Origin of the sequence: Proteus mirabilis HI4320, assembly GCF_000069965.1 — a bacterium.
Classification (GTDB): Bacteria; Pseudomonadota; Gammaproteobacteria; order Enterobacterales; family Enterobacteriaceae; genus Proteus; species Proteus mirabilis.
Genome location: NC_010554.1, coordinates 3,980,356 through 4,000,001 on the forward strand (window position 1 = coordinate 3,980,356; position 19,646 = coordinate 4,000,001).

24 protein-coding genes are annotated in these 19,646 nt (G+C 39.3%); 9 read left to right on the forward strand and 15 right to left on the reverse strand.

The window, feature by feature from the left end:
• Window positions 1–22: 22 nt before the first annotated feature.
• The gene (gene yjgA / locus PMI_RS18115) at window positions 23–583 is read right to left on the reverse strand and encodes a ribosome biogenesis factor YjgA (RefSeq protein WP_004248913.1); all 561 of its coding nucleotides are present in this window, start codon (window positions 581–583) and stop codon (window positions 23–25) included.
• Between the two features lie 186 nt (window positions 584–769).
• On the opposite strand from yjgA, the gene pmbA reads away from it, so the two are divergent.
• Entirely contained in the window at window positions 770–2,098 is a 1,329-nt protein-coding gene (pmbA, locus tag PMI_RS18120; RefSeq protein ID WP_004248914.1) for a metalloprotease PmbA, read from the forward strand.
• 105 nt (window positions 2,099–2,203) lie between these two features.
• Here the strand turns inward: pmbA and rnk are convergent, their stop codons facing one another.
• From rnk to PMI_RS18180, 12 genes are all read right to left on the reverse strand, one after another.
• Window positions 2,204–2,614 (reverse strand): nucleoside diphosphate kinase regulator, encoded by a 411-nt coding sequence (rnk, locus tag PMI_RS18125; protein ID WP_004245312.1) that lies wholly within the window; start codon window positions 2,612–2,614, stop codon window positions 2,204–2,206.
• A 174-nt stretch (window positions 2,615–2,788) separates the two neighbouring features.
• Window positions 2,789–3,061 (reverse strand): PTS phosphocarrier protein NPr, encoded by a 273-nt coding sequence (gene npr, locus PMI_RS18130; protein ID WP_004245309.1) that lies wholly within the window; start codon window positions 3,059–3,061, stop codon window positions 2,789–2,791.
• On the reverse strand, window positions 3,058–3,912 hold the full coding sequence (rapZ, locus tag PMI_RS18135; protein WP_004245308.1) for an RNase adapter RapZ: 855 nt from the start codon (window positions 3,910–3,912) through the stop codon (window positions 3,058–3,060). The genes npr and rapZ overlap by 4 nt, the downstream gene beginning before the upstream one ends.
• An 84-nt stretch (window positions 3,913–3,996) precedes the next feature.
• Window positions 3,997–4,464 (reverse strand): PTS IIA-like nitrogen regulatory protein PtsN, encoded by a 468-nt coding sequence (gene ptsN, locus PMI_RS18140; RefSeq protein WP_004245307.1) that lies wholly within the window; start codon window positions 4,462–4,464, stop codon window positions 3,997–3,999.
• A gap of 155 nt (window positions 4,465–4,619) precedes the next feature.
• The gene (gene hpf, locus PMI_RS18145; RefSeq protein ID WP_004248916.1) at window positions 4,620–4,907 is read right to left on the reverse strand and encodes a ribosome hibernation promoting factor; all 288 of its coding nucleotides are present in this window, start codon (window positions 4,905–4,907) and stop codon (window positions 4,620–4,622) included.
• 23 nt (window positions 4,908–4,930) lie between these two features.
• Complete coding sequence (gene rpoN, locus PMI_RS18150) at window positions 4,931–6,406, reverse strand: RNA polymerase factor sigma-54 (protein WP_004248917.1); 1,476 nt, start codon at window positions 6,404–6,406, stop codon at window positions 4,931–4,933.
• Between the two features lie 59 nt (window positions 6,407–6,465).
• A complete protein-coding gene (gene lptB, locus PMI_RS18155) occupies window positions 6,466–7,191 on the reverse strand; it encodes an LPS export ABC transporter ATP-binding protein (protein WP_004245304.1) in 726 nt (241 codons plus the stop codon).
• Between the two features lie 6 nt (window positions 7,192–7,197).
• A complete protein-coding gene (lptA, locus tag PMI_RS18160) occupies window positions 7,198–7,731 on the reverse strand; it encodes a lipopolysaccharide ABC transporter substrate-binding protein LptA (protein WP_004245303.1) in 534 nt (177 codons plus the stop codon).
• Window positions 7,712–8,290: an LPS export ABC transporter periplasmic protein LptC gene (gene lptC, locus PMI_RS18165; protein WP_012368833.1), complete on the reverse strand. Its 579-nt coding sequence runs from the start codon at window positions 8,288–8,290 to the stop codon at window positions 7,712–7,714. Before lptC ends, lptA begins: the two co-directional genes overlap by 20 nt.
• 17 nt (window positions 8,291–8,307) lie before the next feature.
• Window positions 8,308–8,865, reverse strand: a complete 558-nt coding sequence (kdsC, locus tag PMI_RS18170) for a 3-deoxy-manno-octulosonate-8-phosphatase KdsC (RefSeq protein ID WP_004245301.1) — start codon at window positions 8,863–8,865, stop codon at window positions 8,308–8,310.
• A gap of 27 nt (window positions 8,866–8,892) precedes the next feature.
• A complete protein-coding gene (gene kdsD / locus PMI_RS18175; protein WP_086935858.1) occupies window positions 8,893–9,867 on the reverse strand; it encodes an arabinose-5-phosphate isomerase KdsD in 975 nt (324 codons plus the stop codon).
• A 17-nt stretch (window positions 9,868–9,884) separates the two neighbouring features.
• Window positions 9,885–10,865, reverse strand: a complete 981-nt coding sequence (locus PMI_RS18180) for a calcium/sodium antiporter (protein WP_012368835.1) — start codon at window positions 10,863–10,865, stop codon at window positions 9,885–9,887.
• Between the two features lie 243 nt (window positions 10,866–11,108).
• On the opposite strand from PMI_RS18180, the gene mlaF reads away from it, so the two are divergent.
• From mlaF to murA, 7 genes are all read left to right on the forward strand, one after another.
• Entirely contained in the window at window positions 11,109–11,921 is an 813-nt protein-coding gene (gene mlaF, locus PMI_RS18185; RefSeq protein WP_004245298.1) for a phospholipid ABC transporter ATP-binding protein MlaF, read from the forward strand.
• A gap of 3 nt (window positions 11,922–11,924) precedes the next feature.
• Window positions 11,925–12,704, forward strand: a complete 780-nt coding sequence (mlaE, locus tag PMI_RS18190) for a lipid asymmetry maintenance ABC transporter permease subunit MlaE (protein ID WP_004248921.1) — start codon at window positions 11,925–11,927, stop codon at window positions 12,702–12,704.
• A gap of 3 nt (window positions 12,705–12,707) precedes the next feature.
• Window positions 12,708–13,244, forward strand: a complete 537-nt coding sequence (gene mlaD / locus PMI_RS18195) for an outer membrane lipid asymmetry maintenance protein MlaD (protein WP_004252690.1) — start codon at window positions 12,708–12,710, stop codon at window positions 13,242–13,244.
• Between the two features lie 73 nt (window positions 13,245–13,317).
• Entirely contained in the window at window positions 13,318–13,947 is a 630-nt protein-coding gene (mlaC, locus tag PMI_RS18200; RefSeq protein WP_004245295.1) for a phospholipid-binding protein MlaC, read from the forward strand.
• A gap of 1 nt (window position 13,948) precedes the next feature.
• Window positions 13,949–14,242 carry a lipid asymmetry maintenance protein MlaB gene (mlaB, locus tag PMI_RS18205; RefSeq protein ID WP_012368836.1) on the forward strand — a complete coding sequence of 98 codons (294 nt, stop codon included), beginning with the start codon at window positions 13,949–13,951 and terminating at the stop codon, window positions 14,240–14,242.
• Window positions 14,243–14,382: 140 nt separating this feature from the next.
• Window positions 14,383–14,637 (forward strand): BolA family iron metabolism protein IbaG, encoded by a 255-nt coding sequence (gene ibaG / locus PMI_RS18210; RefSeq protein ID WP_004245293.1) that lies wholly within the window; start codon window positions 14,383–14,385, stop codon window positions 14,635–14,637.
• A 48-nt stretch (window positions 14,638–14,685) separates the two neighbouring features.
• The gene (gene murA / locus PMI_RS18215; protein ID WP_004245292.1) at window positions 14,686–15,948 is read left to right on the forward strand and encodes a UDP-N-acetylglucosamine 1-carboxyvinyltransferase; all 1,263 of its coding nucleotides are present in this window, start codon (window positions 14,686–14,688) and stop codon (window positions 15,946–15,948) included.
• A gap of 83 nt (window positions 15,949–16,031) precedes the next feature.
• Here the strand turns inward: murA and PMI_RS18220 are convergent, their stop codons facing one another.
• The gene (locus PMI_RS18220; protein WP_012368837.1) at window positions 16,032–17,336 is read right to left on the reverse strand and encodes an SIR2 family NAD-dependent protein deacylase; all 1,305 of its coding nucleotides are present in this window, start codon (window positions 17,334–17,336) and stop codon (window positions 16,032–16,034) included.
• Entirely contained in the window at window positions 17,329–18,240 is a 912-nt protein-coding gene (locus PMI_RS18225; RefSeq protein ID WP_012368838.1) for a hypothetical protein, read from the reverse strand. Before PMI_RS18225 ends, PMI_RS18220 begins: the two co-directional genes overlap by 8 nt.
• A gap of 328 nt (window positions 18,241–18,568) precedes the next feature.
• Here PMI_RS18225 and PMI_RS18230 point away from each other — a divergent pair, with 328 nt between their 5' ends.
• Window positions 18,569–19,618: a hypothetical protein gene (locus PMI_RS18230; protein WP_012368839.1), complete on the forward strand. Its 1,050-nt coding sequence runs from the start codon at window positions 18,569–18,571 to the stop codon at window positions 19,616–19,618.
• Window positions 19,619–19,646: the final 28 nt, after the last annotated feature.

The following is a 19,646-nucleotide window of genomic DNA, read 5'->3' on the forward strand; positions in this document are numbered from 1 at the left end:
GCGTTTTCAGGAGCATCAGTCGTTAAGCTGACTCTGAGAGATCTTTTAGATATTGAAACAATAAGCGGAATGATTTTGGCGGTTTATTGGCTTCTTTCTCTTTTTTAGCATTACGAATAAGTGTGCGTAATTGCTGGCGATCGGCCATAGGATAAAGCGCTACCACTTCCTCAATCACTTCATTACCACCGTCAATCAGACGTGTACGCAGATCTTCTAGTTTATGTAACACTAAAATTTGCTGATTATGGCGATTTTTTAGTTTATCTAGTGCTTGGCGGATCGGCTCTTCATCAACATTACGGAGTAACTTACCGATATATTGAATTTGGCGACGACGCGCTTCGCGTTGTACCTTTTGCGCCAATTTAATTGAAGCGAGTAGTTTTTCATCAAGAGGAACACGTTCAAGCTCTTGAGCACTTAACTCAACAAGTTCGGTGCCTAATTTCTTTAACGCTTCAGCATCACGTTTAATTTCACTTTTGCTGACCCAAATGATCTCTTCCTCTTCTTCCTCTTCTAACGGTGTATTGTCAAATTCAGGATTGAGGTAGTGCCACTCTTCTGGCTGCTTTGCCATAATAAAAATTCCTGTTGCAGAGTAAGCCGGGAGTGTGATTTGGTGAATGACCAAAAGCCCGACGGGTGATAACATTCATATATCTTCTATTGTAACTGGGAAAATCGCTTGTTGACCACCTGTCAATTGATTTACTTTAGCAAAAATAAGTAAAAAGTGATGTTCTCCTTAGGAAAATGGTTCTCAATGAATAATACAGATCAGGTAAAACAGCTGGAAGAGGCAGTTTCTCTTGCACTGGAGATCGCCGCAAAACAGTGTGACGGTGCAGAAGTTGCAATTAATAAATCAACAGGCATAAGCGTTAGTACACGCTATGGTGAAGTAGAAAATGTTGAATTTAATAGTGATGGTGCATTAGGGATCACCGTCTATCAGCAACAACGTAAAGGGAGTGCATCTTCTACAGATTTAAGTCCTGATGCGATTAAACGTGCAGTACAAGCGGCAGTAGATATTGCGCGCTACACTTCTGTTGATCCTTATGCAGGGCCTGCTGATAAAGCCCTGTTAGCCTTCGATGCCCCTTTTCTTGATCTCTACCACCCAACAGACATAACAGCAGATAAAGCGATTGAGCTGGCGTCTCGTGCGGAGCAAGCTGCATTAGACAGTGATAGCCGTATCGTCAATACCGAAGGGGGAAGCTTTAATAGTCATAGTGGAACTCGTGTCTTTGGTAACAGCCTTGGTTTATTAAAAAGCTACTCTTCATCTCGTTATTCAATGTCGAGTTGCGTTATCGCTCGTGAGGGTGAGGATATGGAGCGCGATTATGCCTATACCATTAGTCGCCGTTTTGAGGCATTACAATCTCCTGAATGGGTAGGACAAGAGTGTGCACGCCGTACCTTATCTCGTCTAGCTCCCCGTAAATTATCCACCATGAAAGCGCCTGTTCTCTTCTCAGCGGAAGTAGCAACGGGGATCTTCGGTCATTTAGTGGCAGCCATCAGTGGTAGCATGATCTACCGTGAGTCATCTTGTTTGTTAGATAGCTTAGGAAAACAGATTTTCCCTCAATGGTTAAATATTCAAGAGCGTCCACATATTGTGGGAGGATTAGCATCAACGCCTTTTGATAGTGAAGGGGTACGCACATCAGATGCAGATATTATTAAAGATGGGGTACTGCAAGAGTGGCTCCTTACTAGCTATTCCGCAAGAAAATTAGGGTTAAAAAGCAATGGACATGCGGGGGGCATTCATAACTGGCGTATCCCAGGGCAAGGTCTCTCCTTTGATGAGTTGTTAAAAGAGATGGGCACAGGGCTTGTGGTCACTGAATTAATGGGACAAGGGGTTAGCACGGTGACGGGTGATTATTCCCGTGGTGCGAGCGGTTTCTGGGTCGAAAATGGTGAAATTCAGTATCCAGTGAGTGAAGTGACTATTGCCGGTAACTTGAAAGAGATGTGGGCGAATATTGCCACAATAGGTGATGATATTGAAACCCGCAGTAATATTCAGTGTGGATCGCTACTATTACCAGAAATGAGTATCGCAGGTCAGTAGCACCTTACCTTTAATCTCAGCCCATAAGTGGGCTGAGATATCGCGCTTACTTGTATTTTATTACGTTAATAAGATAAAAAATAACACGCGAACCTTCAGCATTGCTTAACGGTGTAATTCACCAGCAGCTTCAGGTTGGTAGAGAATTTCTAATACTTTGACCTTAGTTTCAAGGCCATTAGGAAGCTGCCAACTGATCTCATCATTGATAGCTAAACCTAATAGTGCAGCCCCCATTGGCGCCATGACTGATAATTCAGTCGCACTATCTTTTAATGAAGCAGGGTAAACTAAAGTACGAATACGCTCTTCATTATTTTTTAAGTCCATAAAACGGACTTTGCTGTTCATGGTGACGATGTTAGCAGGGATATCAGCTGGTGTAACAATGTCAGCACGATCTAACTCTTCATTTAAAGCTTCTGCAATTGGGCTGTCTGCAAAGGCAGGTTGCTCTAGTAATGAATCTAAACGTTCTGCATCAAGTTCATTGATGATAATTGTTGGCTTTGTCATACCACACTCCAATTTGTTCCAATGCAAAACAACACCCCCACGGATTAGGTGGGGGTGTTGTTAAACTCTATGTAAGATAATAGGCGGTTCTGTAGCAAAAAGAAAGAGGCAGTGATCACAGTCTCTTTCTGGGATTTTTGTTAAGAAATGCTAATCTATTGTTTTTAATTAGAATTAATCTTCATCAAACCCTGATTCAAATAATGCAATAATCGCATCAATCGCTTCTTTTTCATCACAGCCACTGGCTTCTATATCGATGTGACTGCCTTGTTCGGAATCTAACATCAACATCGCAATCACACTATCTGCTTGCGCCTCAACGCCTTCATGGTTACGTAACGTCACCGTTGATTGAAATGTATTGACCAAATCAAACAATTTCATGGCAGGCCTTGCATGCATGCCTAAACGGTTTTTTATCGCTACGCGTCGATATTGGGTCATTTGCGCTTTTCAAGTGTTCTATGGCGTGATTGTACGTTTTTCCCTCTAGAGCGGAAATAGTCAGCCAGTTGTTCAGCCACGTAAACAGAACGATGTTTGCCGCCAGTACAACCAATAGCAACAGTTAGGTAACTACGATTATTCGTCTCTAACATCGGTAGCCAAAGTTCTAGATAACTTCTTGTTTGATAAATAAAGTTATGCACTTCGGTATGGCGATCGAGGAAGGCTGCGACTGGACGATCTAACCCCGTCATTGGGCGTAATTTGGGATCCCAGTGGGGATTAGGTAAAAATCGTACATCAAAGACATAATCAGCATCGATAGGAATACCATGTTTAAAACCGAAAGACTCAAATACCATGGTCAATTCGCGTTCACGTTTACCGAGTAAGCGTGTACGTAGCATTTCGGCTAATTCATGCACGGACATCTCTGAGGTATCAATAATCAGGTCAGCCCGTGATCGTAAAGGTTCGAGCAGATCACTCTCTGTATCAATCGCCATTTCTAGCGAGAGGTTTTTCGTTGAAAGAGGGTGTAGGCGTCGAGTATCACTATAACGGCGGATCAGCGTATTTCTATCAGCATCTAAAAATAACAGTTGTGGAGAATATTCCGCGGGTAAACTTTCCAGCGCCTTTTCGAAAATCTCCGGTGATTCTGGCATATTACGTACGTCAATACTGACTGCGGCAGCGGCAGCATCACGCTCAGCCAGTGTTTTCGCAAGCTCCGGTAACAGATCGACAGGTAAGTTATCAACACAATAAAATCCCATGTCCTCAAGCGCACGCAAAGCGACTGACTTACCTGAACCAGAGCGTCCGCTGACTATCATCAGCACCATGAGGTAGCTCCCCTTAATTTCCCAGTGATGAATATCATTCCACTGTATGCTATTCGCGTCCTGATAAACCCAAACCCATTAGGTTTATTCTGTGATAATCTGATAAAGCTCTTCATCACTTTGTGCGGAGCGTAGTCGGCGACATAAATTTTTGTCAGCCAACTGTTTTGCAATCAAAGACAGTGTGTGTAAATGTTCCTTACATTGTGTTGCAGGAACGAGTAATGCAAACAACAAATCGACAGGTTGATTATCAATAGCGTCGAAGGCAATAGGCTCGCTTAGGTGAAGAAACACACCAACAACTTTTTCAGTTTCATCACTTTCAATACGCCCATGAGGGATAGCCAATCCACCCCCTATCCCTGTTGTACCGACTTTTTCACGCGTTAATAAAGCCTCAAAAATCAGTGTTTCTGGTAAATTCAGTGCTTGAGCTGCATTCTCACTGATAATTTCTAACGCGCGTTTTTTACTTGTGCAATGCACATTGTTATGTGTACATGCCAGAGTAAGTACGTCGCTAATATTCATCTTTGTATCGTTGTTCATTGTCTTATTCACTTAGACCAGCAAACCAGATGCCACAGAGTGACATCTGGTTTTTGTTAGCGGATTATTTAGGCGCTGTTTTTAATTGAACAAACGCGACATCAATAACACCCTAACATCGCCGATTGTATTCCCATTTTACAATGGGAAATGAATTAATGTTGTCTCAGTTTATCTTTGTGTTTGGTTAATTGACGAGCCAGTTTATCCATTAATCCATCAATTGCTGCGTACATATCTTCTGCTTCCGCAGAGGCATGTAATTCACCGCCATTTACTTGAATCGTCGCTTCCGCAATTTTAGTCACTTTTTCGACTTTGAGGATAACTTGGACGTTATTAATTTTGTCAAAGAACTGAGGTAATTTAGCGCTTTTTGCTTTGACGGTATCACGCAGAGCATCAGTTAATTCAATATTATGACCAGTGATTTGAAGTTCCATAGTGTCTTCCTTCTCAATTATGCTCAAACCAACTCTTTACGTTGATTTGAAGGCGGGATGGATAATGACTCTCTATATTTCGCAACAGTTCGTCGAGCAACCTGTATACCAAGCTCGGCGAGCATATTTGCCAGTTTACTATCACTTAGTGGTTTCGCTGGGTTTTCTGCTGCGATTAGTTTCTTCACTAAAGCCCGAATTGCTGTTGAAGAGGCTTCACCTCCGTTATCAGTATTTACGTGGCTTGAGAAAAAATACTTCAATTCGAAAATTCCCCGAGGACAATGCAAATATTTTTGCGTTGTAACGCGAGAAATGGTGGACTCGTGCATCTCAACCTGTTCTGCAATATCGGCCAAAACAAGGGGTTTCATATGCTCTTCACCGAATTCGAAAAACGCCTGCTGTGTGTCAACAATGCAATGAGCGACTTTTAATAATGTCTCATTACGGCTTTCTAAGCTTTTTATCAGCCATTTAGCCTCTTGTAAATTGTCACGAATAAATTTCCCATCGCTTTCGTTTTGAGCTGATTGCCCAAGCGCTGCATAAGTCTCATTTATGCGTAGGCGGGGAATGCTATCCGTATTTAACTCAACTTGCCAGTGTTCTCCTGATTTTTTTACCAGTACATCAGGAATAACATACTGTGATTCCTCTGTATCAATACTTAAACCCGGTTTTGGATCAAGAGATTGAATGGTCTCAATCACTACTTTTAATGTCTCTTCACGTAGCTTAGTGTGACGCATTAATTGGCGAAAATCACGATTACCTAATAACGCTAAATAGTGCTCAATAACAAGTTGAGTCTCTTTCAAATAAGGTGTATTAGTTGGAAATGTCGACAATTGAATTAACAGACACTCTTTTAAGTCTCTGGCAGCGACACCTACGGGATCAAAGCGTTGAATACGCTTTAATACCGCTTCAATCTCATCAAGCTCTAACTCATCATCACCCATTCCGGCAAGAATGTCATCTGTTGAAACTGTTAAATATCCTGTTTCATCGACAGCATCAATAATGCTTGTCGCGATAGCACGATCAGTATCAGTAAAAGGTGTTAGGTCAGCTTGCCAAGTTAGGTAATCTTGCAGTGAAGCCGTGGTTTCACCTTGATAGAGTGGTAATTCATCAGCCGCATAATCATTACTGGTGCCTGAAGGGGTGCCTGCGGTGTAAATTTCTTCCCATTGGGTATCGAGAGGAAGATCGTCAGGCATCTCCTTTTGCTCTAGTGCATCTAGGGTATCTAACACCTCATTATCACGCTCATTGTCTGGTGTACTATCATCACTCTCTTGTGTTGATGAGCTATCAGAATGCGTTACATCCGCTTGATCGTCTTCTTGTTCAAGCAATGGGTTAGATTCAAGGGCTTGTTGAATTTCTTGTTGTAATTCAAGCGTAGAAAGTTGCAACAAACGAATAGCCTGTTGGAGCTGTGGCGTCATGGCCAATTGCTGACTAAGACGAAGTTGCAGACTTTGTTTCATAGTGATGCGATGGATCCTCTTATGTTGTCATCCGTGACGAAATAAAAGTGTCACTCAGATCACAGGCGGAAGCCTTCACCTAAGTAAACACGTTTAACTTGCTCATTTGCCAAAATTTCTTCTGGTGAACCATGGGCAATAAGGTGTCCTTGACTGACGATATAAGCACGTTCACACACATCTAAGGTTTCGCGTACATTATGGTCGGTAATTAATACGCCCAAGCCATAATCGCGTAGATGTTGGATAATTTTCTTAATATCTAAAACGGAAATAGGGTCAACACCGGCAAAAGGCTCATCCAATAAAATAAATTTAGGATTTGCCGCTAGCGCCCGTGCTATCTCTACACGACGGCGTTCACCCCCTGATAAAGATTGCCCTAAACTATTACGTAAGTGACTGACATTAAACTCTTCAAGTAGCTCTTCTGCACGATCTTTTCGTTGTTCGGCCGTTAAATCATGGCGTATTTCTAAAATTCCCATGATATTGTCATAAACGCTTAAGCGTCTAAAAATAGAGGCTTCTTGTGGCAAATAACCAATACCCTTACGCGCACGCTCATGTAACGGGAGTAAGGTAATATCTTCATCGTCGATAGTAATGCTACCCGCATCACGGGCGACAATACCTACCACCATATAAAAGGTGGTGGTTTTCCCCGCACCGTTAGGGCCAAGTAAGCCAACAATCTCACCGGAGTTAACATTGAGGCTCACATCACCGACAACGGTGCGCCCTTTGTATGCTTTTGCTAAATTTTCAGCTTTTAACAGCGCCATAAAGTGTTACTTACCTTTGTTGTTAACACCGGGACCTTTCTCTTGTAACTGAGAAGGGAGTAAAACGGTGGTGACTTGTTTTCCCTTACCGCTAAATGCTTCCATTTGTTGTGTCGGTACGAGATAAGTGATTTTATCACCGGTGATATTACTGTCTAATTGTTCAAGATAAGCTTTACCTGTTAAGGTCACCAGCTCTTTGTCCATCTCATAGGTCATTTTATCACCACGACCTTTGATTGGTTTACCATCATCTTGTAACTGATAGAATGTCACAGGGTTACCAAAAGCTTCAATCACGATTTTTTTAGAATCGCCACCAGGACGTGTAACCACTACTTTATCAGCTCTTATATCAATAGAGCCTTGTTTTACCACAACATTTTGTGTGAAAGTGGTAATGTTTTTTTCTAAATTAAGTGACTGTTTCTCGGAATTAACAACAATAGGTTGTTGTGTATCATCTTTAAGTGCCATAACTGGGACACTTATTGAGAATAACGTACTGATAATTAGTGTATTACGGATTTTTCGATTCATTAGGGATCTCATAATAGGTGTTCACCTGTTCAATCAGCTCTGCACGTTTTTCACGCAGATTGCCTCGCATTTTTAAGCCGACTGATTTCAGTCCGACGCCGATAATAGTCACTTCATCATCAGAGGAAACATCTTGTGTATCCAGATCTGCGATAGCATTTTCTGTGTTGATCCGCTGAAGTTGGGAGTCATCAGTTAAACTATCAATTTGAACGTCGCCATAAAGATAGAGCATTTTACTGTTTGTCAGTTTGGCTTTATTTGCACGCACTGTCCATGTTGCATCTCCTGTCGGCGAATAAGTCGTTAAGACAGGATTAGTAAACCATGTAAACTTTTGCTGAGCATAGTTTTTGACATCATCAGCAACTAGTTTATATCCCAGTATACCTGTTGGTTCATAAACAAAGGATATTGATGATTTAGATTGGTAGGTGGGTTGACCATCTTCAACAATCTTTCCATCATCAAGCTCAGTATTGTTAGTATAGTTCCAGCCAATCAGCCCAAGAGCAATAATGGCTAAAATCAGGGTAAACCAGGATTTTAATTTATTCATTCTGTGTCGTTATACGTTTAAATCGATAAACCTTTAGCTTCTTCAAGTCGACCTTGGGCTAATAGGATCAAATCACATAATTCTCGTACTGCACCGCGTCCACCTAAAATATGGGTAACATAGTCGGCACGAGGTGTGAGTAATGGATGGGCATCAGCAACGGCAACTGACAGTCCTACTTTTTCCATTACCGGTAAATCAATCAGATCATCGCCAATATAGGCTGTCTGTTCTGGTTTAAGGTTTAGTGTATCTAACAGTTGTTGATACGCCAAAAGCTTATTATGCTGTCCTTGGTAAAGATATGTAATGCCAAGTGTTTTGGCTCTATCTTCTAAAAGCTTAGATTGACGACCCGTAATGATAGCGACCTCAATACCCGATGTAAGTAAACAACGAATGCCATAGCCATCACGGACATTAAACGCTTTCAACTCTTCACCGTTATTGCCCATATAAATAAGTCCGTCAGACATCACACCATCAACATCGCAAATCAGCAATTGGACTTTTTCTGCTTTTTGCATTATTTGCTTGCTTACTGCACCGTAGCAGGTCTCTATCATTGTATTCATCTTTATCCTTATGAACGCATAACAAGCTTAAACAACCCCAGCTTGCAATAAATCGTGCATATGTAAAACACCTAATAAAATATCACTATCTGGTTCAGTGACTAACAGTGAAGTGATATGTTTTGCTTGCATTAAATTAAGCGCTTCTACCGCTAAGCTATCTGGGGAAATGCGAATTCCGCCTTTCGTCATTACATCTGATATTTTGGCATTATTAAGATCAATACCTAAATCAAAGATACGACGCAAATCACCATCAGTAAAAATACCGTTAATCAACATATTATCATCACAGATAACGGTCATACCTAATTTTTTACGGGTGATCTCTACCAGTGCTTCGCGTAATGTCGCTTCTTTGTTAACGCGTGGAATATCATCCTCTTTATTCATTAAATCACTGACATGAAGCAATAATTTGCGCCCCAATGCACCACCGGGATGCGATAGTGCAAAGTCTTCCGCCGTAAAACCTCGAGCGCGCAATAAAGCGATAGCTAAGGCATCTCCCATCACCAGTGTTGCCGTTGTGCTGGTGGTAGGGGCTAAGCCTAACGGACAAGCTTCTTTAGGGACTTTTATACAAAGATGAATATCAGCAGCTTTCCCCATTGTACTTTGAGGTGAGCGTGTCATACAAATTAAAAGGATCTGTTTACGCTTGAGGACAGGGATAAGGGCGAGAATTTCACTGGCTTCACCTGAATTTGAAATTGCCAGCACAATGTCTTTTTCTGTCACCATACCTAAATCGCCATGACTGGCTTCACCGGGGTGAACAAAAAAAGAGGGGGTGCCGGTACTGGCAAAGGTGGCGGCAATTTTATGCCCAATATGACCTGATTTTCCCATGCCCATAACAATCACTCTTCCCTGACAGTGAAAGATTTTTTCACAGGCAAGAGAAAAATCGTCATTGATATATTGTGCTAACTCAGCTAATCCTTCTTGTTCAATTTGAAGAACCTTTTTACCTGCTTGCTGAAAATCAAATCCGGTCATTTTTTGTACCATTTATTTTAGGTTAAGAGAGAATGTGCAACGCACAACACCGTAATATAAACAATAAAACAAACTAATAAGAAAATCCCCTTTCCACGGTTTAGCCGCTGTTTGCGCCCCAATGAAAAGAGTGAGAAAAGTAGGCCCGCGACCACCAGCACAGTAAAACTAAAATAGAATGCTTGCATATTAAATGTGCTAGGAGAGAGTAATGCGGGCATGCCTAGCACAAAGGTGAGATTAAAAATATTAGCGCCAATAATATTGCCTAGAGCCAGTTCATTTTCACGTCTTAAGGCTGCCACAACGGTCGTTGCTAATTCAGGTAAACTGGTGCCAATAGATAGCAAGGTTAGTCCAACTAAAAAACCGCTGAGATGATACTGTTGCATGATGATAAAAACATTATCAATGATCATTCTTGTTGCAACAGGGATTATCAGTAATGCAATTACCACCCAAAATAGGGCAACAGAATTACGTGGATTAGTTTGTAATTCAAAACGTGAAAGTGTCTCTAGCGGTAACACATGGCGCACTTGTGTTAAGGTTTTATGGAGCATTTTTATCATTAGAAAAAGAGAGGCGAAGCCGATGAAAAAAAGTAAACCGCCTTCTCTCAACCCTAGATGACCATTAGAAACCACCAGTCCTGCTAATAAGATGACTATAATCATCAAAGGAAGTTCTTTTTTTAGTACCGCAGATTGGATATTCATGGGATAAATCATCGCTCCAATCCCAGCAATCAGTAGCAGATTCGTTAATGAAGATCCTATTGCTGTACCTATCGCTATCTCGGGTAAATTGTGGATGGCCGCGTCGGTTGCAACAAAAAGCTCCGGCAATGAAGTGCCCATTCCCACAATAACAATACCGATAACGGCAGGAGGGAGCTTTAATGATTGAGCAAACACACTTGCACCATACACCAGTCGGTCTGATGCATAGACTAATAACATCAACCCAACAATGAGAAGAGACAAAGTAATCAACATGCCATCAGTTTTCCAACAATGAGTGAAAAATAAAGAAAAAACCAATAAGACAGGGCTGATAAAAAACATTATTGTCAAAAGGTTTTGCTAATTCACCATATTTTGACTAGCCAAGCACGAAAAGTAAAATCAACCGTGCAATAAATTGCTAAATAGTGGTGATTTCTTTGTAACATTGACAATGACCTGCCAAAATAGCGTATAAATTTTGTTTATGCAGACAGGCTTAAGGACGTTTTATTCATGAACGCACAACCAGACAATTTAATTGAAGTGCGCAATATGAACTTTACTCGCGGTAGCAGAAAGATTTTTTCGCAAATCAATCTGGATGTGCCTAGAGGAAAAGTGACTGCAATAATGGGGCCTTCAGGGATAGGTAAAACCACCTTATTACGCTTGATGGGGGGACAAATTCTGCCTGATAGTGGTGATATTTGGTTTGATGGTGACAATATTCCTAAGTTATCACGCTCTGCTTTATATCAGTCAAGAAAAAAAATGAGTATGCTTTTTCAATCAGGCGCCCTTTTTACTGATATGAATGTATTTGAAAATGTCGCCTTCCCATTAAGAGAGCATACTAATTTACCCGAGGCGTTAATTCACACTACCGTGATGATGAAGTTAGAAGCGGTAGGGTTAAGAGGGGCTGCTAATTTAATGCCATCTGAATTATCGGGGGGAATGGCGCGCAGAGCCGCTTTAGCAAGAGCGATAGCCCTTGATCCAGATTTAATCATGTTTGACGAGCCATTCGTTGGACAAGATCCCATTACCATGGGGGTATTAGTAAAACTGATTGATGAATTAAACCATGCATTAGGGGTCACTTGTGTGGTGGTGTCTCATGATGTCCCTGAAGTACTGAGTATTGCCGATTATGCATATATTATTGCAGAACAGAAAATCATTGCTCAGGGAAGTGCAAAAGAGCTACAGGAAAATCCAGACAGACAAGTAAGACAGTTTTTAGATGGTATTGCTGATGGACCTGTACCTTTCCGTTTTCCTGCGGGGAACTATCAGGATGATCTATTAGGACGAGGTAATTAGTACGTGGTTAATTTACTAGCGCGGTTAGGCGCGCGATCACTGTCGATTTTTGCGACTTTTGGTAGAGCCGGCATCATGCTATTTCGAGCATTGATCGGTAAGCCTGAGTTTCGTAAGCAGTGGCCATTATTAATGAAGCAACTGTACAGTGTTGGTGTTCAGTCGCTACTGATCATTATGGTTTCTGGACTTTTTATTGGCATGGTTCTTGGTTTACAGGGCTATCTAGTACTGACGACATTTAGTGCGGAAGCGAGCCTAGGTATGATGGTGGCGCTTTCTTTGTTACGAGAGTTAGGCCCTGTGGTGACAGCACTATTATTTGCTGGACGTGCAGGCTCTGCACTGACCGCAGAAATAGGTTTAATGAAAGCAACAGAGCAGATATCCAGTTTAGAAATGATGGCTGTCGATCCTCTTAGACGTGTGGTTGCGCCACGTTTTTGGGCCGGGTTTATTAGTATGCCATTGCTTTCACTGATCTTTGTTGCGGTGGGGATCTGGGGGGGTGCTATTGTCGGCGTGGATTGGAAAGGCATTGATGAAGGCTTTTTCTGGGCATCAATGCAAGGTGCGGTTGAATGGCAAAAAGACTTAGTGAATTGTTTTATTAAGAGTGTCGTGTTTGCCATTACCGTGACTTGGATAGCGCTGTTTAACGGATATGACGCAATCCCAACATCGGAAGGGATTAGCAGAGCAACAACGCGTACCGTTGTTCATTCATCGTTAGCCGTATTAGGTTTAGATTTTGTGCTAACTGCACTGATGTTTGGGAATTAAGTCATGCAAAGTAAAAAAATTGAAGTTTGGGTTGGTTTATTTGTTGTTATTGCACTGATAGCGGTTGTCTTTTTAAGCTTAAAAGTGGCTGATATTAAAGAGGTGGGTAATCAACCTACTTATCGTGTCTACGCAAGTTTTGGTAATATTGGTGGTTTAAAAGAGCGTTCACCGGTTAAAATCGGTGGGGTGGTTATTGGTCGCGTTGCCTCTATTACCTTAAAAGAAGAGATGGAAGGTAACTATCGTCCTGAAGTTGCTCTCGATATTTTAAACATTTATGACCATATTCCTGACAGCAGTTCTCTTTCTATTCGCACATCAGGTTTATTAGGTGAACAGTTTTTGGCCTTAAATCTTGGCTTTTATGATGAAGATTTAGGTTCTGATTTTCTAAAGGATGGTGGCAGAATTACCAATACCCATTCAGCCATGGTGCTTGAAGATTTGATTGGTCAGTTCCTTTATAAAACCGGTGACGGAGATGGAAAAACAACCTCTGACTCAAAAACGCAAACCGAACAACCAGCATTACCTTAATGATCATTCGCTTACGGTGTGGTTTATTTAGTGCACCGTATTTACTGAAATATAATCCCAAGAGGAAGCGAGTATGTTTAAACGCTTATTAATGGTCGCATTATTGGTGATAACACCTTTTGCGATGGCGGTCGATAAAACCAATCCTTATGCTTTGATGGAAGATGCCGCGCAAAAAACCTTTGATAAATTAAAAACCGAGCAACCAGAAATCCGTAAAAATCCAGAACTGTTACGTGAGATTGTTCAACAAGAGTTGTTACCTTATGTACATATCAAATATGCCGGAGCATTAGTGTTAGGGCCTTATTATCGTAATGCAACGCCGGCTCAGCGTGATGCTTACTTTGCCGCTTTTAAAGATTATCTTGCACAAGTATATGGTCAAGCATTAGCAATGTATGAAGGGCAAGAATATCGCATAGAACCCGCTAAACCTTTTGCGGATAAATCAAACTTGACTATTCGTGTCACTATTATTGATAAAAATGGTCGACCACCAGTACGCCTTGATTTTCAATGGCGCAAGAACAGTAAAACGGGTGAATGGCAAGCCTATGATATGATTGCCGAAGGCGTTAGCATGATCACCACCAAACAAAATGAGTGGTCTGATATTTTAAGTGCGAAAGGGGTTGATGGTTTAACTAAGCAATTAGAAATTAGTGCCAAAACACCGATTACATTAGATGAGAAAAAATAGTATGTCAGCTTCGTTAAATTGGCAAAAAGAGGGTGAAATACTCTCTTTTCAAGGAACGCTAGATAGAGAAACGTTATTGCCAGTTTGGCAACAACGTAAAGCGTTATTAGCTGATATTAATATCATCGATATTTCTCAACTTGATCATATTGACTCAACCGGATTAGCACTTTTTGTCCATCTAAAGGCCGAAATGGAAGCACTTGAGCGTCAATGTGTTATTCAAGGTGTTAGTGAGCGCTTTCAAACGCTAATCACACTCTATGATCTTGATGAAATTATGAATATTGCTTAATGCTTTTCCCGATAAAGCAATAAAAAAATCCCCCTTATTGATACTTTTATCATTAAGGGGGTTTTTCATGGTTTAAGAGTAGGCCGGATTCTATTAGGATAGGCAACTGATTATTATTTTAACGTTGAGATTGAGCAATTATGGATACAAATGAAATCAAACAAGTATTAATGGATACCCTATCTTTAGATGAAGTCATTGTTAATGGTGATGGCAGTCATTTTCAGGTTGTGGTTGTTGGCGCGATGTTTGAAGGAATGAGCAGAGTGAAACAACAACAAACCATTTATGCCCCTTTGATGGAATATATCGCAGATAATCGTATTCACGCTTTATCTATTAAAGCCTACACACCTGAAGAGTGGAAAAGGGATCGTAAACTCAGCGGGCTTTAATTCAGTAGGTATACAGCGTACAGCAAAATAAAAAAGAGAGTTCTACAGATGGATAAATTTAGAGTACAAGGGCCTACCTGCTTATCCGGTGAGGTCACTATTTCAGGCGCAAAAAATGCTGCACTACCAATTCTGTTCGCTGCTATCCTTGCCGAAGAGCCAGTAGAATTAACCAATGTTCCTAAGCTAAAAGATATTGATACCACCATTAAGTTACTTAATCGTTTAGGTACTAAAGTCGAACGCAACGGCTCTGTTTTTGTTGATGCTCGTCATATCAACGAATTTTGTGCCCCCTATGAATTAGTTAAAACGATGCGTGCCTCTATTTGGGCATTAGGGCCATTAGTTGCACGTTTCGGACGTGGTCAGGTTTCTTTGCCGGGTGGTTGTGCGATTGGTGCGCGCCCAGTTGATCTGCATATTACAGGTTTAGAGCAGCTTGGTGCGGAAATTACGCTGGATGAAGGTTATGTGAAAGCGCGTGTTGATGGTCGCTTAAAAGGGGCACATATTGTAATGGATAAAGTGAGCGTAGGTGCCACTATTACCATTATGACTGCCGCTGTTTTAGCAGAAGGTAAAACCATTATTGAAAACGCGGCGAGAGAGCCAGAAATTGAAGATACCGCGAATTTTCTTAATACCTTAGGCGCAAAAATCAGTGGTGCAGGCACCGATAGCATTACTATTGAAGGGGTCGAACGCCTTGGTGGTGGAACCTATCAAATTTTACCAGACCGCATTGAAACAGGGACATTCTTAGTCGCGGCGGCGGTTTCTCGTGGTCGTGTTGTTTGTCGCAATGCTAAACCAGATACGCTTGATGCGGTATTAGCTAAATTACGTGAAGCGGGTGCTGATATTGAAACGGGCGAAGACTGGATAAGCCTTGATATGCATGGTAAACGTCCTAAAGCGGTCACTCTGCGTACGGCACCACATCCTGGTTTTCCAACCGATATGCAAGCTCAGTTTAGTCTTTTAAATCTTGTGGCTGATGGAGCAGGAATGATCACTGAAACGATTTTTGAAAATCGTTTTATGCATATTCCTGAACTTATCCGTATGGGGGCTCATGCTGAAATCGAAAGCAATACTGTACTTTGTCATGGTGTTGATAAGCTTTCAGGCGCTCAAGTGATGGCTACCGATTTACGTGCTTCTGCCAGCTTAGTATTAGCCGGTTGCATTGCTGAAGGTACGACGATTGTTGATCGTATCTATCATATCGACCGTGGCTATGAAAATATTGAAGCCAAATTACAGGGTTTAGGGGCTAAAATCGAACGTCTACATTCTAATGACTAATTAAGTTTAGTTACCCTGTTATCGTGATTAAAAACCATAGCACTTTATTGGTGCTATGGTTTTTTATTATTCATCAAGCGTATTTATAGATTTTTCACTAAGTTAACAGCATCTTGGTTATTAATGTTTTTGCTTACATAGTTTTTTAGCATGACTCTATTTGATACAATAAGCGAAAACCACTTACTTTCCCATGCTTTATAGGCGTGCCAAGAATATCCTATAGAATAGTCTTTACTCATATGATTCATCGAATGAAATACCGCTTTAAGATATATTTTTTCTAAGGATGTATCTTTTATTTCGATAATTGTTGCAAGATAAATTAGCCAATTTGCTAAATGAACATATTGTTCCCATGCACTATTTTCGCTCGTTAGTTTTATTTTTTCCTGTATTATTTTTTCTATCATATTCATTGCCTTGGCATCTGTCACAAGAACACCAAATGCAGCTAAGGACATAATTATTTCATAAAAATTATTTTCAACCTTGAGAAAACTTTTAGAAAAGCTGTGTTTTCCACTCAGTACTTTTTCGATATTCTCTAACGAATCTTCTACTCTTTTTTGTACATCTTGAATTTTTGAATTTAATTTATCAAAAAAGTCATGAATATCTAAATTATCAATGACTCTAATGCCATAACAATGAAAATAATACTCTTTTAAATAAGATTCTACTTTCTTTCTCGATACTAAAAACATAGAGGAACCAATAACATTTTCTCGTGAGAAATTTTTGTACTCATTAATAATTGCTTTAAGATTAGTGTCTCCAAGAGAATAGCCTAATATAACGATTGTATTTTCATAAATCATGGAGCTTATTTTCTTAGAAAAATAAGAGTTATAGTTTATAAATTTAAAATAATCATCAGAAGTAACTACCATATTACTAGGCGAATCAATAGAACCATGAACATGATAAATTTTTGTACTGGAAGATGCTTTTGGTATTGGTAAACCAGGTGCAAGAGATTGACATTTTTTTATTGGGATCATTTCTTCGATAAGTTTATCATAATTTGTTGTTATTATTCTTATTGAATTATTATCTAAGAAATTCTTTACATGCTTATTATCTTTTGATAAATGAATTTCTTTTATTATTTCTGCTATCTTTTCATGTAAATTTTCTCCTTTTTTTTGATATTCAATATAAATAACTTGAGCCGCTTCTTCTAAGCTTAATGGATTTTTTCCATCTTCGGGAAAAAGTGATTTTTTGACTTTATTTAAACCATCTAATTTATCACAGGCTTTTTCAAGTAAAGATTGCCAGCCAAGAGCTTTGTTATTCGTTAGTGCTTTAGAAAAACCGGTTCCTGTAAACAAACATAATCTATTTGCTGCCGCTGAATAGGCTATTTCATATATTTCATTCACTTTTTTTACCCCATGTTTTGTAATATAAGTATGTTAAGTCATCTAATTTGAAATTGATAAAATCACCATTATTCATTTTTACAGGTGGTAATTCACTAAATATAAATAAATAAAGAGGTTTTGGCGGTGTTGATAGTGCTATTTTATCTAATTCTTGCCGAGAGGTTCTTTTATACTCTGATTTATTTACAAGACGTTCAGAAATAAAAAATGTTGGCTTGCAAATTAAGTCACCTTTTTTCATTTTTTTATCAAAACGGACAAGGTAATAATTATCTATACGTTTAATCCAAGCTTTACCGAAGTATATTCGAGGTTCATCTACATATTCGCTTAGATCTTTTTTATCATTAATATAAATGAAGAAATCTCTTAAATGGATCTTTCCTTCTGCAATATTGAGAAAGAAATTTTTTTTATCGATAAAATCATTAACGAGTCCTGATAAACGCTTTTTTGAATGACGTGTTTTATTACTATTTTCGTCATCAATATTTTTTGTTTTTAAGCGTTTGTTGATGCCATTTTCCTCTTTTGATGAAGGGATATCATGAAATTTAGTTTTATAAGGTGTTGAGAAATCAAGCTCAACAATATCATCGAGAATAAAAGGAAGAGCCTCTGGATCTTCTTTCATTTTTTTTATTCTACGAAATTCATTTTCTTCATTGATCCCTATTTTACATGTATCACTATGTTCAGAAACAAATTTAAAATGAGGAACTCTTTTTCGTAATCGGTTTGGTTTATCAAGATTGGCACAAGTTACTTGGGCATGACAATCAGGTTCAGTACATTCAAAAAGATATTTTGATGTTATTATTTTTTTTGAAAATAAATTATCAGCTTCTTCTGCTGTAATATTTCTATTTAATTCAAGGCTTTTGGCTAATTCTATTTTCATTGAAAATCTCTTTTACGTATTATTTTTATATTTATTTTGTATTTTATTAAATGATAAATATCATATGCTTTTTTGAATTTCTGCTTAATGGATAAAAAATGTGCGCTGTGTAATGATAAATAACTATTTAGGATTATTCACCTATCAGTTAAGTAAAAAAATTAATATATATTATTTTTTATTATAACGTGGTATATCCATCATTCTAAATGAAATTAATAAAATAATACCTATGGTAATTCTTTGATAGCAGGATACAGTAAAGAAAGTCAGCCTGTGTTAGGTCATTCTTTATTAACCGCTTACCAATAAAAAAGGAAAAAACGCTATGCAGGTCACAAGGAAACAAGAGCGTGTTATTCGTCAAGCACTTGATCATTGGCAACAATCTGGCGAGCTATCAGCACAACAGCATCAACAACTAGAAAGTACATTACAACGCCTTCCCTTTGATTGGAAAAGATTGAGTCGCTATGCTTTTTGGATAGCTATTGTCTGCTTAATTATTGCTGCCATTAACCTTTTTAGTGATACTGCGTTAATTCATTATCTTATCGAATTATTTAGTGTCTCTGAGATTATGCGTGTGGTATTTCCTGCACTTATTGCTGGTATGTTTTATTTTTGGGGCTTTAAACGCCAACGCAAAGAAATACTATGGCATTACAGTACTGAGTTTATTCTCTTTTTAGGGATATTATTTACGGCGGTTTTTCTTTGGCAACTCGGTGAGTTGTTAGATGATGGTAGTGGTAATATTGCGCCACTTCTTTTAATGGGTTGCATTATTTATGCTGTGATTGGTTTTATCAGTCGCTCTTCATTAGTGTGGTTATTTTTCTTATTAATGTTGGGCAATTGGTTTGGTGCAAAAACGGGTTATATGTCCGGTTGGGGCGCTTATTGGCTAGGCATGAATTATCCTATTCGCTTCGTGTTATTTGGCTCTGCATTATTAGCGGGATGCTATTTTTTGCAAAATATTTTAATGCGCCGTCGCTTATTTTTTATGACAAAGATAATGGGACTGTCTTATCTCTTTATTGCGTTGTGGATCATGTCTATTTTTGGTAATTACGATCCGGATACGTGGTATTACATTTCAAGTGTGCAGTTATTACCTTGGGCTTTATTATTTGCTGTTGTTGCTGTCATTTGTATTTATATCAGTTTAAAAACCGATGATGGCATGTTGAGAGGCTTTGGACTAACATTCCTTGGTATCAATCTTTATACCCGCTTTTTTGAATATTTCTGGAATAGCTTACATAGTGCAATTTTCTTTTTTATCTTGGCTATTTCACTGATTTTTATTGGACGTAAAGCAGAAAAAATTTGGCATGCCATTGAAAATAGCCGCATGGTAAATAAGCAATAATGTCGTGAATAACAAGGTAACTCGCGAA